The organism is Streptomyces sp. NPDC088553 (assembly GCF_044752965.1).
Classification (GTDB): Bacteria; Actinomycetota; Actinomycetes; order Streptomycetales; family Streptomycetaceae; genus Streptomyces.
In genome coordinates this window covers 341,851-357,936 of sequence record NZ_JBIVMG010000006.1, presented here as the reverse complement: position 1 = coordinate 357,936, position 16,086 = coordinate 341,851, and the positions used below count along the sequence as shown (strand labels likewise).

Here is a 16,086-nt window from a genome sequence, read left to right as displayed (position 1 = left end):
CCGGCCGGGCCAAGATCGGTTTTCGAATACGCTCAGTGGCGATCTGGTGTCCGATATTCATAAAGTGGGGCAATGCGCACCGAGGACGTCCTGGCCGCGATCGCGACCGGCATGTGGCGCTGGGACAACGCGTCCGGGATCGTCTCGCTCGACGCCGAGGCCGCCCGGCTGCTCGGGCTGCCCGCCGAACCCGTTCGGCTCACCGAGGCGGCCGTCCGCTCGCGCTTTCATCCCGTCGACTGGAACGAGATCGACGGGGTCGTGAACCTCGCCGTCGCCGAGGGGACGCTCGCCGAGGCACGGCTGCGGATCATGGACGAGCACGGCCGGGTGCTCCGTACCGTACGGAGCAGGTCGAAGCCGCTCATCGAGGGGAACGACTACCAGCTGGTCGGTACCCTCCAGGAGGTCGCCGAGCAGGTGCCGGGGACCGCCGCGCACACGCCGATCACGGGTGACTGGCGCCGGTCCCGCGAGGCGTTCCTCCTCGACGCCGGGCGGGCGCTCGCGGAGGCCCGGTCGACGGCCGAGGTGCTGCGGGTGGCCGCCTCCCTCTCGATGCCCGGGTTCTCGCCGGACGGGCTCGCGGTCTTCGGGGTGGCGGGCGACCGGCTGACGGTCATCGGCCATCACGGGCACGGTGAGGGCGACGAGGGGCCGTTCTCGTCGATGTCGCTCGACACGGACTACCCGGCGGCGGAGGTCGCGCGGACGGGCCGGGCGATCTACCTGCCGAGCCCCGACGAGTACCTGCGCCGCTTCCCCGTGACCTGGCCGCTCGCCCAGCGCTTCGGCCGGCGTTCCTGGGCCTTCGTGCCGCTGGTCGTCGCCGGCCGCACGATGGGGGCCTGGATGGCGGCCTTCAAGCATCCGGTGGCCTTCACCCCCGACGAGCGGTCGGTGCTGACGACGGTCGCCCGGATGCTCGCGCAGGCCCTCGCACGCGCGGGCGTGGCCGAGTCCGAGCGCGAGCTGTCGCTCGGACTGCAGCGGACGATGATGCCGGTCCTCGGGCCGGGCATCCCGGGCATCCAGGTGGCCGCGCGGTACGTGCCGACCGGCGGCGGGCTCCAGGTCGGCGGCGACTGGTACGACATGATCCGGCTGCCCGGCGGCACCTCCCGCACCGGCGGGCGCGGTGCCGGGCGCATCGCCCTGGTGATCGGCGACGTCCAGGGCCATGACGTGCGGGCGGCCGGCCTCATGGGGCAGCTGCGGATCGCCCTGCGCGCGTACGCCTCCGAGGGCCACCGGCCGGACGCCGTGCTGTCCCGCGCCTCACGCTTCCTGTACGGGATCACCGACGGCGACGACGGGGAGGGCGAGGCCGGTCCGCGCTTCGCCACCTGCCTCTATCTGGAGGTCGACCTGGAGAGCGGGACCGTCGACATCGCGCGCGCGGGGCATCCGGACCCGGCGGTACGGATGAACGACGGAACGGTTCTCCTGAGGCCCACCGCGGGCGGCCTGCCCCTCGGCATCGACCCCGACACCGACTACCCCACCACCCGGCTCACCCTGGAACCGGGCGAGACCCTGATGATCTGCACCGACGGCCTCCTGGAGACCGGCGGGCACGACCTCGACACCGGCTGGGAGCGGGTCCGCGCGCTCCTGGAGTCCCACGACGGCGAGGACCTGGAGGCGCTCGCCGACACCCTCGTGGAGGCCGTCCACGGCCCCGGCTCCCACTACACGACCGGGCCGCTCGCCGACCGCCGCGAGGACGACATCGCGGTCCTGCTGCTCTCCCGCCGGCCCGCCGGCGCGATCCCGGAGGCGCCGCGCCGCACCCTGATGACGATCGCGCAGGCCGAGCCGGAACGGATCGCCGCGGCGCGCGAGCAGGTGCGGCAGCTGCTGCACGACTGGCGGGACGAGGACCAGCTCGACTCGGCGGTGCTCATGGTCTCCGAGATGGTCACCAACGTCCTCGTCCACACGGACGGCGACGCGCTCCTCGTCGCCGAGGTGGCCTGCGGGGAGAAGGCCCGGCGGCTGCGCGTCGAGGTCTCGGACGGGAGCGACGAACTGCCGCACAAGCGCCACCCGGGCGAGATGGCGTCGAGCGGGCGCGGCCTGGTCCTGATGGAGATGCTCGCGGACGCGTGGGGCGTCGACCCGCGCGGCGAGGGCAAGGCGATCTGGTTCGAGCTGAACGAACCGGACGCGGGGCAGGGCTGCTGCGGGTAGCCCGCGGGACGGCCTCGCGGGCCCCGTGTGCGGGGCTGTCGTGTGCGGCGCAGACTGGTGGCGTACGGCCGTCCGGGTGATCCGCGCGGCCGGGGTACCTTCACCGGGGGGACCACGGAGCATGCCATGGACACCCACAAGGTCGGCAGCGACACCACCGTGCTGGCCGACAGCCTCGAAGTCCCGGGCATCGGGCACCTGCCGATCAACGCCTATGTCGTCACCGCCACCGAGCCCGTCGTCGTCGACACCGGCGTCTCCCTCCCCGACCGTGACTTCGTCGCGGCGCTCGGCGAGGTCGTCGATCCGGCCGACGTGCGCTGGATCTGGCTGACCCACCCCGACCGGGACCACACCGGCGGGATCTTCGACCTCCTCGACGCCGCCCCGGACGCGCGGGTGATCACGACGTTCCTCGGGGCCGGCGAGATGTCCACCGAACGCCCGCTGCCCATGGACCGGGTGTACTTCCTCAATCCCGGCCAGTCCCTGGACGTCGGCGACCGCGCCCTGCACGCCTTCCGGCCGCCGCTCTTCGACAACCCCGCCACCGTCGGCTTCTACGACGACCGCACCCGGTTCTGCTTCAGCTCCGACTGCTTCGGCGGGCCCATGCCGAGCGCGGAGGTCGCGGAGAGCGGGCACGCGAGCGACCTCAAGCCGGAGGACCTGCGGCAGGCGCAGCTGATGTGGGCGACGCTCGACAGCCCCTGGGCGCACCTCGTGGACCCGGAGAAGTACCGGGCGACGATCGAGCCGCTCCGGGAGATGGGCCCGGAGATCGTGCTGTGCACGCATCTGCCGCCGGCCGTGCGGATGCTGGACCGGATGATCGAGACGATCGCGATGGTCCCGGACTCCGACCCGTTCGTGGGACCCGACCAGGCGGCCCTCGAACAGCTCCTGGCCTCGTTCCAGCCGGACGGGCCGGTGCCGGCCTAGGCGGCGCCCGTGGTGCCTGTGCCGCCCGTGGTGCCCGGCGGGTCGTCGGGGGTGTCGCGGGGAGCCCCGTACCGCGTCCGCAGCTCGCCGAGGATCCCCGTCGCCGCGGCCGTCAGCGGTACGGCGAGCAGCATGCCCAGGATGCCCGCGACGGACGCCCCGGCGGTGATCGCCAGCATCACCGCGGCCGGGTGCATCCGCACGGTCCGGCTCTGCACCATCGGCTGGAGCAGGTAGCCCTCGATCATCTGGACGGCCAGGACGATGCCGAGCACCCACAGCGCGATGGCGAAGCCCCGGTCCGCGAGCGCGACGAGGACGGCGATCGCGCCGGAGAGGAAGGCGCCGAGGTACGGGATGTAGGCGGTGACGAAGACGAGGGCGGCGAGCCCCACCGCACCGGGTACGTCGAGGACGACGAGGCCGAGGCCGATGAGGACCGCGTCGACGAGGGCGACGAAGGTCGTTCCGCGCATGAAGCCCTCGACGGCCTCGAAGGCGCGGCGCGCCATGGCCTCGACGAGGTCGCCGGTGGTGCGGGGGGCGAGGGCGCGCAGGGCGCCGACGGCACGGTCCGAGTCCCGCAGGAAGAAGAAGATCAGGACCAGGGAGAGGGCGGCGGTGGCGAGCATCCCGCCGACCACGCTGAGGCCGGTGACCACGCCCGACGCGGCCGTGCCGCCGAACTCCTTCAGGAGGCCCTCGGCGTTCTCGGCGAGGTCGTCGAGGGAGGTCCCGGCCGGGCCGAGGTGCTCGGCGATGTCGGTGGCGGCCTGCCGGAGCGAGGCGATGATCTGGTCGCCGGTCTCGATGAGCGCGGCGACGACGATGTACGTGGCTCCGCCGACGACGGCGAGGACGGCGACGACGGTGAGGGCGGCGGCGGACGACCTCCTGACCTTCATCCGGAGCAGGCGCCGGTAGAGCGGCCCGAGGAGCGCGGTGCCGAGGATCGCGAGCAGGACGGGGGTGACGACCGTCTCGAAGACGACGCACAGCCAGATGCCGACTCCGGCGACCCCGGCGGCGAGGAGCAGGACGACGCACCAGGCGGCGCCCCGGCGGACGGGTTCGGGAAGGAGCGGCGACGACGTCTGCACCCGACCACCGGACCACGCGCTCCGGCGTGTCGTCGCGCGCGGACCGACCGTACGGGTGACGGAGCGTCAGCGGCGGCCCGCGCCATGGGTGTCCGTACGCGCGCGTACGGATGCGAGCTCGCGCCGTACGGACGCCCCCACGCGCGTACGAGCGCAAGTTCGCCCCGCGCGTCCCCGCGTGCGTGTACGGACACGGTCGGCCCCCGCCCCGTACGGACACCTCCACGCGCGCGTACGGGGCCGGGCGCGCCGCCCGACCCCGTACCGGTCCCCCCGTTGCTCGGCCCGCCGGGCCTACTCGCCCATTCCGTGCACCGCCGGGATCGTCCCGAGCCGGCCCGCCTGGAAGTCCTCGAAGGCCTGGCGGAGTTCGGCCTGGGTGTTCATGACGAACGGGCCGTAGTGGGCCATCGGCTCACGGATCGGCTGTCCGCCGAGGAGCACGACCTCCAGGTCCGGGGTGTTCCCGTCCTGCTTCTCGTCGGCGCGGACGGTCAGCGAGCCGCCCTTACCGAAGACGGCGGTCTGGCCCGTGTGGACCGGGCGCCGCTCCGCGCCCACGCTGCCGCGGCCCGCCATGACGTACGCGAGGCCGTTGAAGTCCTCGCGCCACGGCAGGGTGATCTCGGCGCCCGGTCGCAGGGTCGCGTGGATCATCGTGATCGGGGTGTGGGTGATGCCCGGCCCGTCGTGGCCGTCGAGCTCGCCCGCGATGACGCGGAGCAGCGCGCCGCCGTCGGGGGAGGTGAGCAGCTGGACCTGGCCGCCGCGGATGTCCTGGTAGCGGGGGGCCATCATCTTGTCGCTCGCGGGCAGGTTCACCCACAGCTGGAGGCCGTGGAAGAGGCCGCCGCTGACGACGAGGGACTCCGGCGGCGCCTCGATGTGGAGGAGGCCGGAGCCGGCCGTCATCCACTGGGTGTCGCCGTTGGTGATGGTGCCGCCGCCGCCCTGGGAGTCCTGGTGGTCGAAGGTCCCGTCGATGATGTAGGTGACGGTCTCGAAGCCCCGGTGGGGGTGCCAGGGCGTGCCCTTGGGCTCTCCGGGCGCGTACTCCACCTCGCCCATCTGGTCCATCATGATGAACGGGTCGAGGTACTGGTAGTTGATCCCCGCGAAGGCGCGGCGGACCGGGAAGCCCTCGCCCTCGAAGCCCGAGGGAGCCGTGGTCACGGCGAGTACCGGGCGCGGAGTGGCGTCGGCCTGGGCGGCCACGCGCGGCAGGGTGAGCGGGTTCTCGACAGTCACTGCGGGCATGACGGACCTCCTAGAGCGGCCTTCTCCGACCTTGTACGTCCACTTTAGTTGAACAGTGAACTTCTTGCCACCCGTAACGCGGAGCGCCCGGGAGGAATTCCTCCCGGGCGCTCCCACGTCTTGGGTCAAGCCTGCGTCAGCCGTACATCCGGCGCATCGCGAAGTCGACCATCTGCTCCACGGCCTTCGCGTCGAAGACCATCCGGTGGTCGCCCTCCATGTCGAGGACGAAGCCGTAGCCGGTCGGCAGCAGGTCGATCACCTCGGCGCCGGTGATCACGAAGTACTTCGACTCCTTGCCCGCGTACCGCCGCAGCTCCTTGAGCGAGGTGAACATCGGGATGACCGGCTGCTGGGTGTTGTGCAGGGCCAGGAACCCGGGGTTGTCGCCGCGCGGGCAGTAGACCTTGGAGGTCGCGAAGATCTGCTGGAAGTCCTCGGGCGCGAGCGTGCCGGTCGTGAAGGCGCGGACCGCGTCGGCGAGGGAGGGCGGCGAGGGCTCCGGGTAGAGCGGGGGCTGCTGCCCGTACCCGCCCTGCATGCCTCCCTGCATCCCACCCTGCATACCGGCCTGCATCCCGCCCTGCTGCGGCGGGGCGTACTGCTGCTGGGCACCCGGATTCTGCTCGTAGCCGTACATGGGGCCAGCCTATCGACCCGGGGACGGTCGCAGCACTGTGCGCAGGTCACACCCGTCCCGCCCGCCACTCGTACGCGTTTTCGTGCGCAACGCCGCCTCTTGCTAGGTTCGCGGAAGCAATTTCTGGCACCACGGGGGTGGAACATGGCGCTGAACGCCACTTGGGAAGAGTTGTTCGGCGAAACCGGCGGAGCCGGCGGAGCCGCACCTCCCGGAGCGCTCGCACCGCCCGGACAGCTCGCCACGATGACCCTCGCGGGCGTGCCCGCCCCCGACTCCGGCGGTGGCGGCGGCAACGCGAACCTGAAGGCCGACGTGGGCCCGTGGCACGAGGCCGGGAACACCGCCGGTGAGCTGCGCACCTCCACCACCACCTCGCTCACCGACCTCGACACCGCGAACGAGGGCGTCGGCGGCGGCACCGCCGGCTTCGCCTCCTCGGGCGCCCTCACCGAGATCCTCGGCACCTGGAAGGCCCGCCTCACCGCCGTGCGCGACGAGTGCGGCCGCCTCGAAGGCGCGCTGAAGAGCGCCGGCCGGGACTTCGGCGAGCGCGAGACCGCGACACAGCGCAAGATCGCCGCCGAGGCGCCGGCTCCCGCGCGGAAGGAAGGCTGACCCGTGCCCACCTGGCAGCAACTGCGCGATGTGAAGCTCGACGAGTACACGGACGCCGCCGACGGCTGGGGCAAGGTCAGCTCCCGCGCCAACTCGGACAAGGACCGTGTCGACAACGGCATGTTCGCCAAGATCCACCACTCGCAGAAGGGCGAGGCCGCCACGAGGGCGGGCGGCGACGTCCAGCAGCTCTCGCGCAACTACCAGTACCTGCACACCGAGTGCGGACTGATCCGTACGGCGCTCAACGGCCTCGCCACCGAAATGGCGGCCCCGCAGCGGAAGCTGAAGCAGGCCCTGGAGGACGCGGAGAACCTCAGGTTCACCGTGAAGCCCGACGGCTCGGTCGAGTACCCGACCGATTCCTTCGTTCTCTCGCCCGGCAGCCACACCGCCGAGCACGGCGCCCCCGTCCCGCTCGCGCCCGGCGAGGGCGAGGGGGTCGGCAGCGCCGACGCCAACAAGGGCAAGGCCGAGGACATCGCCCAGCGCATCGGCGACGCCGTCCGCGAGGCCGACGAGATCGACGGCCGGTACGCCGCCGCCCTGCGCAGGCTCAAGGCCGACCCCGGCCTGGAGGTCAGCGCCGAGGACCTCGTCGACGCAGCCGCCGACACCAAGGCCCTCCAGCAGGCCGCCGGGAAGTACGCCGACGACGACAGGATCCCGCACGGCAAGTCCGCCAAGGAGAACGCCGACTGGTGGAACGGCCTCAGCCAGGAGCAGCGCGACGAGTACGCCACGCTCTATCCGGCCTCCGTCGGCGCCCTCGACGGCCTCCCGTCCACGGTCCGCGACGACGCCAACCGGATGGTCTTCGCCGAGAACCGGGCGCAGATCCAGACGGACCTGAACAAGCCCGCGCCGAACCAGTACGTCCCGAACCCGAACGGCAGCTACCCGGCCGCGGTCCTCAGCCCCGAGTACAAGCAGTGGCAGAAGGAGCAGGAGCGGCTGAAGGAGCAGCTCAAGGGCAGCGACTCGATCCAGGCCCGCTTCGACGCCACCGGCGAGGGGGGCCTGCCGGAGGCGTACCTCCTCGGCTACGACAAGGAGGGCATCGGGCGGGCGATCATCGCCAACGGCAACCCCGACACCGCCGACCACACCGCTGTCTACGTACCGGGCACGACGACGAACCTGAATGACTTCGACGAGGACATCAGCCGGATGACCGACATGTGGCGGGAGACCCAGAAGTGGGCGCCGGGCGAGAGCGTCTCGACCATCACCTGGTTCGGCTACGAGGCTCCGCAGTCCGTCGTCACCGACGCCACGCAGAAGGACTACGCGTACGACGGCTCGCCCAAGCTGCTCCGGTTCATGGACGGCCTGGAGACCGCGCAGGGCGGCCCGGACAACAGCCACACGACGATCATCGGACACAGCTACGGTTCGACGGTCGTCGGCGACGCCTCCAACAAGGGCGATCTGGCCGCGGACGACATCGTGGCGGTCGGCAGCCCCGGCATGCTCACCGGCAGGGCCGAGGACCTCGACGTCGGCGCGGACCACGTGTGGTCCGAGGCGGCGACGAGCGACGTGGTGCCGGCGGGCGGCAAGGTCGCCGGGCTCGGCGGCTACACGTGGGGCGTCGAGACCTGGAACGGCGTCCCGTTCAACGCGGGATACGTGCAGACCGTGCCCTCGGACGAGCTGTTCGGCGCGCACCGGATGGACGTGGACACCAGCGGTCACACCTCGTACTGGGAGAAGGACTCGGAGAGTCTCTCGAACCAGGCGAAGGTCGTGGTCGGTGAGTACGACAAGGTGAACGAGGACGACTGATGACCATCCGCAACCACCCCACCAGAGTCCGCGGGGCGGCGTTCGGCGCCCTCGTCCTCTGCCTCACCACCCTCGCGACGGGATGCTCCATGAACGACGCCGGCGGCGCCGACGACCTCGGCTACACCCCCACGACCCTCGATGTCGCGGATGCCAGGAAGCGGACGAAGGAGGTCTCCAGCGAGATCTTCGACATGATCGGCCTGCCCCGCGCCACGTCCACGCCGGTCGGCCCGGGCGCCTCCACGTGCCCGGAGGACCGCGAGCACCTCTTCAAGATCCGTCACCCCTGGTCGGTGTACGGCGTCTCCGAGGAGGAGCTGAAGCAGGGCTTCGAGCGGCTCCGGCAGGCGCTCCCCGCCAGGGGCTGGAAGGTCGTCTCGTACGGCCCGAACAACAGCAAGGCCAAGAGCCTGGAGCTCGTCGCGGAATCCGAGAAGGAGCACTTCGCCGTCAACGCCGAACTGTGGGTCGGCAGCACGGACCCGAAGAAGAAGAACCTGATCGGCGTCTCCGTCGTCTCGGGCTGCTTCCGCGCGCCCGAGGGGACGGACCTGAAGGGTCTGTACTGAGGGCGCTCATGGCGTGAGGGAGGCCCGGGGCACATGCCCCGGGCCCTTTTTCTGCGGCTCGTGTCACAGATGGCCGGATAGGGGTTGCTCTTATTACCGGTGGGTAGCATCATCGTAGAGAAGCGTGGGCTACTCACCGGTAGTACGAGCACGGCCACGCCCGCGTACCAGGACATCCGCCTCCCCGAGCCTTTACGGAGCCGTCGCCATGGGGCACTACAAGTCGAATCTCCGCGACATCGAGTTCAACCTCTTCGAGGTCCTCGGCCGCGACAAGGTGTACGGCTCCGGGCCGTTCGAGGAGATGGACGTCGAGACCGCCAAGAGCATCCTCGACGAGATCCGCCGCCTCGCCGAGAACGAGCTCGCGGAGTCCTTCGCCGACGCCGACCGCAACCCGCCGGTCTTCGACCCGGAGACCAACACCGCCCCCGTGCCGGCCACCTTCAAGAAGTCGTACAACGCCTTCATGGAGTCCGAGTACTGGCGTCTGGGCATCCCCGAGGAGATCGGCGGCACCGTCTCCCCGCGCTCCCTGATCTGGGCGTACGCGGAGCTGCTGCTCGGCTCGAACCCGGCCATCTGGATGTACTCCTCCGGCCCGGCGTTCGCCGGCATCCTCTACAACGAGGGCAACGAGGCGCAGAAGAAGGTCGCGCAGATCGCCGTCGAGAAGCGCTGGGGCTCCACCATGGTGCTCACCGAGCCCGACGCGGGCTCGGACGTCGGCGCCGGCCGCACCAAGGCCACCCAGCAGGAGGACGGCTCCTGGCACATCGAGGGCGTGAAGCGCTTCATCACGTCCGGTGAGCACGACATGGAGGAGAACATCCTCCACTACGTCCTCGCCCGCCCCGAGGGTGCCGGCCCCGGCACCAAGGGCCTCTCCCTCTTCCTCGTCCCGAAGTTCGAGTTCGACTGGGAGACCGGCGAGCTGGGCGAGCGCAACGGCGTCTACGCCACCAACGTCGAGCACAAGATGGGCCTCAAGGCGTCCAACACGTGCGAGATGACCTTCGGCGACCAGCACCCCGCCAAGGGCTGGCTGATCGGCGACAAGCACGACGGCATCCGCCAGATGTTCCTCATCATCGAGTTCGCCCGCATGATGGTCGGCACGAAGGCGATCTCCACCCTCTCCACGGGCTACCTCAACGCCCTGGAGTACGCCAAGGAGCGCGTCCAGGGCACCGACCTGGCGAACTTCATGGACAAGGCCGCGCCCAAGGTCACCATCACGCACCACCCCGACGTCCGCCGCTCGCTCATGACGCAGAAGGCGTACGCCGAGGGCATGCGCTCCCTCGTCCTCTACACGGCCTCCGTGCAGGACGAGATCGCGATCAAGGAAGCGGCCGGCGAGGACGCCAAGGCGCTGCACGGCCTGAACGACCTGCTGCTCCCGATCGTCAAGGGCTACGGCTCCGAGAAGGGCTACGAGCAGCTCGCGCAGTCGCTCCAGACCTTCGGCGGCTCCGGCTTCCTGCAGGAGTACCCGATCGAGCAGTACATCCGGGACGCCAAGATCGACACCCTCTACGAGGGCACCACGGCCATCCAGGGCCAGGACTTCTTCTTCCGCAAGATCGTCCGCGACCAGGGCGCTTCCCTGAACGCGCTGTCCGAGGAGATCAAGAAGTTCCTCGCGGTCGGCACCGGCGGCGAGGACCTGGCCGGCGCCCGCGACGCGCTGGCCAAGGCCGCCGTCGACCTGGAGAGCATCGTCGGCACGATGATCACCGACCTCACCGCCACCGGCGAGGACGTCAAGAACATCTACAAGGTCGGCCTCAACACCACCCGCCTGCTGCTGGCCTCCGGCGACGTCGTCGTCGGCTACCTGCTGCTGCGCGGTGCGGCCGTCGCCGCCGAGAAGCTGGCCGCGGGCGCGACCGGCAAGGACGTCGCGTTCTACCAGGGCAAGATCGCGGCCGCGAAGTTCTTCGCCGCCAACATCCTGCCGGGCGTGAGCGCCGAGCGCGCCCTCGCCGAGGCCGTCGACGGCTCGCTGATGGACCTGGACGAGGCCGCGCTCTAGGACGCGCCCCCGTTCACACAGGCACGGCCCGTCCCCGGGGAGGGGGGCGGGCCGTTCCCTTGCGCGCGGCCGGGCTGCCGGCACGGGGCGGGCTTCTTCGTGCGGGAGCCTCCTACGAGGGGCGGCCGCCGAACTGCCAGTCGTGCACCTCGACGGCGGCGTACGCGTCCGGGGTCGACAGGACGCCGCGGGCCGCCCCCGGGTCCTGCGCCCTGACCAGCGCCGCCGTGCCCAGCCAGGTGGCGCCGTCGTCGGAGAGCAGCGGCCCGTAGGCGATCAGGTCCTCCCGGTCCTCCCAGTCGGACGGCGCCTCCAGGTCGACGGCCTCCGCCGTCGCCGTGGCCACGCCGAGGCCGATCACCAGGAAGCGGTCACCGCCGGTCCGGCCGCCGGGGAAGTCCCACATGGTGCGCCCGAGGACGTTGCGCCAGCGGCGCAGCATCACGTCCCGGTAGGCGCCGGCCTGGTGGTTGGGCTCGTCGAAGGCGAACGCGCGGGCCGCGCCCGCGTCGGGCAGGTCGAGGATGTGCACGCTGCCGGTCAGCGTCTCGCCGTCGTCGCCGAAGGTCGGCCCCCGGGCGATCATCTCCTTGGCGTACCGGTCCATGTAGGCCAGGTGGGCCTCGTTCAACGCGAGGCGCAACGGCAGGGAGCCGGTCCGGTCCCGGTGGTAGCAGAGGAATTCCATGACCGAAGGATCTCCTCGCGCGGGGGCGCGGGGCGAGCGTTTTGCGGGGCCCCGTATTCGTATACCGGGCCCTGCGTAAGGTGGAACCCATGAGCAGCGCAGCCTCCCGTCCCGCCGCGGGCCCCTTCGACCGCGGACACACCGACGACCTCATGGCCTTCCTGACGGCCTCGCCCTCGCCGTACCACGCGGTCGCGAGCGCCGCCGAGCGCCTGGAGAAGGCCGGGTTCCGCCGGGTCGAGGAAACAGCGGCCTGGGACGCGACGAGCGGCGGGAAGTACGTGATCCGCGGCGGCGCGATCATCGCCTGGTTCGTGCCGGAGGGCGCCTCCGCCCACACCCCGTACCGGATCGTCGGCGCCCACACCGACTCCCCCAACCTGCGCGTCAAGCCGCAGCCCGACATGGGCGCGCACGGCTGGCGGCAGGTCGCGGTCGAGATCTACGGCGGCACCCTCCTCAACACCTGGCTCGACCGCGACCTCGGCCTCGCCGGGCGGCTCACCCTCCGCGACGGCAGCCACCACCTGGTCAACGTGGACCGGCCGCTGCTGCGCGTCCCGCAGCTCGCGATCCACCTCGACCGGGGCGCCAACGACGGCCTCAAGCTGGAGCGCCAGCGCCACATGCAGCCGATCTGGGGCATCGGCGAGGTCCACGAGGGCGACCTGATCTCCTTCGTCGCCGCCGAGGCCGGCGTCGACGCCGAGGACGTGAGCGGCTGGGACCTGATGGTGCACGCCGTCGACGCGCCCGCCTACCTGGGCCGCGACCGCGAGCTGCTCGCCGGGCCGCGCATGGACAACCTGCTGTCCGTGCACGCCGCCGTCGCCGCGCTCGCCTCCCTCGCGGGCCGCGACGACCTCCCGTACATCCCGGTCCTCGCCGCCTTCGACCACGAGGAGAACGGCTCCGAGGCCGACACCGGCGCCCAGGGCCCGCTCCTCGGAAACGTCCTGGAGCGCTCCGTGTACGCGCGCGGCGGCTCCTACGAGGACCGCGCCCGGGCCTTCGCCGGCACGGTCTGCCTCTCCTCCGACACCGGCCACGCCGTCCACCCGAACTACGCGGAGCGCCACGACCCGACGCACCACCCGCGCGTCAACGGCGGCCCGATCCTGAAGGTGAACGTCAACCAGCGGTACGCCACCGACGGCAGCGGCCGCGCGGTCTTCGCCGCCGCCTGCGAGAAGGCGGGCGTGCCGTGGCAGTCGTTCGTCTCCAACAACGACATGCCGTGCGGCACGACGATCGGCCCGATCACGGCCGCCCGCCACGGCATCAAGACGGTCGACATCGGCGTGGCGATCCTCTCCATGCACAGCGCCCGCGAACTCTGCGGCGCCAAGGACCCCTACCTCCTGGCCAACGCCCTGGTCGCCTTCCTGGAGGGCTGACGCCCGGCGGCCCCGGTCGCGAAACATTCGCGAAAGGGGCCTCTCGGCAGGCTCTCCTCATGCATCGTCATGAGGGCCCTTCCCGGGGCAGGTTCTTCGCGGGTGTCGGCGGGGCCGTCGTGGTCGCCACGGCGGTGGCGGGGGCGTTGATCGGCACGTACAACGACCGGCCGCCGTGGGGGACGGACATCGCCTACGAGGGCGGTTTCGTCATGGGTTCCCGGATCCGCGGGTACGACGTGGACGGCTCGCGGACGAAGGCGCTGCTCGCCGGGGAGTGTGCGCTCATGGAGCGGCAGGGCATGGGCGGCGACCGGGCCGTGCACGACCCGGCCGCCTGGGTGGAGGGGTGCCTGGACGCCGCCGCGGGGCGGCAGTCCAGGAACCAGGGTCTCGTCCGCTGACTACGCGTCCATGCCGGCGAGGATCAGCGGCAGCCGGGACACACCCGCCTCCGTGATCTTCACCGGGACGCCCCAGTCCTGCTGGTGGACGTGGCAGGCCGGGTACTCGTTCGCCGGGTCGTCGTCGCAGGACGCGGCCATGGCCGAGACGTGCAGGACGCCCTCGGTGAGCTCGGGGTTGAGGTCGAGCTCGCGGAAGAGGTCCGTGCCCGTGCCCTCGCCCGCGAGGAGCAGTTCCGGCGGGGTCGAGGAGACCAGGAGGCGGGTCGAGGGGCCGTACCGCTCGTCCAGCTTCTGGCCGTTGGGCGCCTGGAAGACCACGTCGAGCCGGAGGCGGCCCGGGGCGACCTCGGTGGCCTCGCGCCGGGTGCGGTGGGCGACGGCCTCGACCTGTACGGCCTCCTCGGGGAGGCGCAGCCGGGTCAGCCGGTGCCGGGCGGACTCGACGACCACGATGTCGCCGTCGACGAGGACCGCGTCGCTGGGCTCGCGCAGGTCCGTGGCGAGCGTCGTCACCTCGCCGGACGCCGGGTCGTAGCGGCGCAGGGCGTGGTTGTACGTGTCGGAGACCGCGACCGAGCCGTCCGGCAGGGCGGTCACGCCCAGCGGGTGCTGGAGCAGGGCCTGGCCGGCGGCGCCGTCGCGGTGGCCGAAGTCGAAGAGGCCGGTGCCGACGGCGGTGTGGACCACGCCCTCCGTGTCGACCCAGCGCAGGGCGCTGGTCTCCGAGTCGGCGACCCACAGCCGGTCCTCGGTGGCGGCGAGCCCGGAGGGCTGTGCGAACCAGGCCTCGGCGACGGGCCCGTCGACGAGCCCCTCGTTGGTGGTGCCGGCGGCGACCTCGACGGTCTTCGTGGCCGGGTCGTACGTCCACAGCTGGTGGACGCCGGCCATGGCGATCCACACCTTGCCCTGCCACCAGGCGACGTCCCACGGCGAGGACAGGTCGACGTCCAGGGCGGGCCCGGACGTGGGGGAGCCCTGCCACCACTGCTTCCCGGTGCCGGCGATCCGCTCGATCGCGCCGGTCGCCGGGTCGAGGACGCGCAGGGCGTGGTTCACGGTGTCCGCGACGACGACGGTGCCGTCGGGCAGCTGCGCGAGGCCCTGCGGCTCCCGGAAGACGCCCTCGCCGATCCGGCGTACGACGGTCTCGCCGTCGGCGGCCAGCTCGACGAGCTGGTGCCGGGTGGTGTCGGAGACCAGGAAGTTCCCGGAGGGCAGCAGGATCGCCTTGCCGGGGAAGCGCAGATCGGTGGCGACGGGCTCGGGCGCCACGTACGGCCCGTCGCCGCGCCGCAGCGTCCCCTTGGCCTCGTGCTCGGCCTCCAGCTCCTCGACGAGCGTCCGGATCGCGTTGGCGTGCCCCTCACCGGCGTGCTGGGCGACGACGTACCCCTCGGGGTCGATCACGACGAGCGTCGGCCACGCGCGCACGGCGTACTGCTTCCAGGTCGCGAGCTCCGGGTCGTCGAGCACGGGGTGATGCACCTCGTACCGCTCGACGGCGTCGACGACGGCCTGGTGCTCGGCCTCGTGCACGAACTTCGGCGAGTGCACACCGACGATCACGAGCGTGTCGCGGTGCTTCTCCTCCAGATCACGCAGCTCGTCGAGCACATGCAGGCAGTTCACACAGCAGAACGTCCAGAAGTCGAGAAGAACGATCTTTCCTCGCAGGTCGGCGAGGGACAGATCGTCCCCACCCGTGTTCAGCCAGCCACCCTTGCCGATCAGCTCGGGGGCGCGGACACGGGCACGGCGGGACGCGGGCGCGGGAGTGGGCGCCGAAGCGGCATCGTTCATGCTTCAAGCTTGCCATCCGGGTGTGAATGCCGGATCACGCCCGTACGTCAGGGGTGCCGTGCGGGTGGGATCCGGGCGAGAGTCACCGCTCGTGCGGGTGGGATCCGGGTGAGAGACACCGCTCGCGCGGGCAGGCATGGCGGCGTGAAATATCTCGTACGGGACAAGATCTTCGCGATCGGCGACGACTACTGGATCGAGGACGAGCAGGGCCGCCACGCCTTCCTCGTCGACGGCAAGGCCCTGCGCCTGCGCGACACCCTGGAGCTGAAGGACCCCGGCGGGCAGGTCCTGATCACCCTGCGGCAGAAGATGTTCAGCCTTCGGGAGGCCATGACGATCGAGCGCGACGAGCGGCCGCTCGCGACCGTCCGCCGCAAACGGCTCTCGCTGCTGCGCAACCACTACCGGGTGACGCTGGTCGAGGGCACGGAACTCGACGTCAGCGGCCGGATCCTGGACCGGGAGTTCACCGTCGAGTACGAGGGTGAACTCCTGGCCCACATCTCCCGGCAGTGGTTCCACGTCCGCGAGACGTACGCGGTGAACGTGGTCCGCGAGGACGCGGACGCCGCGCTGCTCGTCGCGGTCGCGGTGTGCGTGATCCGGATGGCCGAGCGGGAACGGGAGGACTGACCCGGCG

General features: G+C 71.5%; 14 protein-coding genes. 9 read left to right on the top strand and 5 right to left on the bottom strand.

Annotated features, from left to right (window positions below; genetic code table 11):
* The first annotated feature begins 72 nt into the window (after nt 1-72).
* Nucleotides 73-2,193 carry a SpoIIE family protein phosphatase gene (locus tag ACIP8Z_RS22230; RefSeq protein WP_402085895.1) on the top strand — a complete coding sequence of 707 codons (2,121 nt, stop codon included), beginning with the start codon at nt 73-75 and terminating at the stop codon, nt 2,191-2,193.
* A gap of 126 nt (nt 2,194-2,319) precedes the next feature.
* Entirely contained in the window at nt 2,320-3,135 is an 816-nt protein-coding gene (locus ACIP8Z_RS22225; RefSeq protein ID WP_402085893.1) for an MBL fold metallo-hydrolase, read from the top strand.
* Here the strand turns inward: ACIP8Z_RS22225 and ACIP8Z_RS22220 are convergent.
* From ACIP8Z_RS22220 to ACIP8Z_RS22210, 3 genes are all read right to left on the bottom strand, one after another.
* On the bottom strand, nt 3,132-4,235 hold the full coding sequence (locus ACIP8Z_RS22220) for an AI-2E family transporter (protein WP_402085891.1): 1,104 nt from the start codon (nt 4,233-4,235) through the stop codon (nt 3,132-3,134). The two genes, ACIP8Z_RS22225 and ACIP8Z_RS22220, sit on opposite strands and share 4 nt — an antisense overlap.
* A 294-nt stretch (nt 4,236-4,529) precedes the next feature.
* Complete coding sequence (locus ACIP8Z_RS22215) at nt 4,530-5,492, bottom strand: pirin family protein (protein WP_209495693.1); 963 nt, start codon at nt 5,490-5,492, stop codon at nt 4,530-4,532.
* A 136-nt stretch (nt 5,493-5,628) separates the two neighbouring features.
* Entirely contained in the window at nt 5,629-6,132 is a 504-nt protein-coding gene (locus ACIP8Z_RS22210) for an SseB family protein (RefSeq protein WP_030321391.1), read from the bottom strand.
* A 144-nt stretch (nt 6,133-6,276) separates the two neighbouring features.
* Between ACIP8Z_RS22210 and ACIP8Z_RS22205 the strand changes: the two genes are divergently transcribed.
* The 4 genes from ACIP8Z_RS22205 to ACIP8Z_RS22190 all read left to right on the top strand — a co-directional run bounded on the left by ACIP8Z_RS22205 (nt 6,277) and on the right by ACIP8Z_RS22190 (nt 11,148).
* Nucleotides 6,277-6,750 (top strand): hypothetical protein, encoded by a 474-nt coding sequence (locus ACIP8Z_RS22205; RefSeq protein ID WP_402085889.1) that lies wholly within the window; start codon nt 6,277-6,279, stop codon nt 6,748-6,750.
* A gap of 3 nt (nt 6,751-6,753) precedes the next feature.
* Nucleotides 6,754-8,538, top strand: coding sequence for an alpha/beta hydrolase (locus ACIP8Z_RS22200; RefSeq protein WP_402085887.1), 1,785 nt, complete (start codon nt 6,754-6,756; stop codon nt 8,536-8,538).
* Nucleotides 8,538-9,110 carry a hypothetical protein gene (locus tag ACIP8Z_RS22195; protein ID WP_402085885.1) on the top strand — a complete coding sequence of 191 codons (573 nt, stop codon included), beginning with the start codon at nt 8,538-8,540 and terminating at the stop codon, nt 9,108-9,110. Before ACIP8Z_RS22200 ends, ACIP8Z_RS22195 begins: the two co-directional genes overlap by 1 nt.
* A 208-nt stretch (nt 9,111-9,318) precedes the next feature.
* Entirely contained in the window at nt 9,319-11,148 is a 1,830-nt protein-coding gene (locus ACIP8Z_RS22190) for an acyl-CoA dehydrogenase (RefSeq protein ID WP_402085882.1), read from the top strand.
* A gap of 112 nt (nt 11,149-11,260) precedes the next feature.
* Here ACIP8Z_RS22190 and ACIP8Z_RS22185 read toward each other — a convergent pair whose 3' ends face one another.
* Nucleotides 11,261-11,836 (bottom strand): YciI family protein, encoded by a 576-nt coding sequence (locus ACIP8Z_RS22185; RefSeq protein ID WP_402085880.1) that lies wholly within the window; start codon nt 11,834-11,836, stop codon nt 11,261-11,263.
* Nucleotides 11,837-11,925: 89 nt separating this feature from the next.
* On the opposite strand from ACIP8Z_RS22185, the gene ACIP8Z_RS22180 reads away from it, so the two are divergent.
* Entirely contained in the window at nt 11,926-13,233 is a 1,308-nt protein-coding gene (locus ACIP8Z_RS22180) for a M18 family aminopeptidase (protein WP_402085877.1), read from the top strand.
* Between the two features lie 59 nt (nt 13,234-13,292).
* Nucleotides 13,293-13,637, top strand: a complete 345-nt coding sequence (locus tag ACIP8Z_RS22175; RefSeq protein ID WP_402085875.1) for a hypothetical protein — start codon at nt 13,293-13,295, stop codon at nt 13,635-13,637.
* Here the strand turns inward: ACIP8Z_RS22175 and ACIP8Z_RS22170 are convergent, their stop codons facing one another.
* Nucleotides 13,638-15,443 (bottom strand): NHL domain-containing thioredoxin family protein, encoded by a 1,806-nt coding sequence (locus ACIP8Z_RS22170; protein WP_402085873.1) that lies wholly within the window; start codon nt 15,441-15,443, stop codon nt 13,638-13,640.
* A 144-nt stretch (nt 15,444-15,587) separates the two neighbouring features.
* On the opposite strand from ACIP8Z_RS22170, the gene ACIP8Z_RS22165 reads away from it, so the two are divergent.
* Entirely contained in the window at nt 15,588-16,079 is a 492-nt protein-coding gene (locus ACIP8Z_RS22165; protein WP_402085870.1) for an LURP-one-related/scramblase family protein, read from the top strand.
* Nucleotides 16,080-16,086 lie beyond the last annotated feature (7 nt).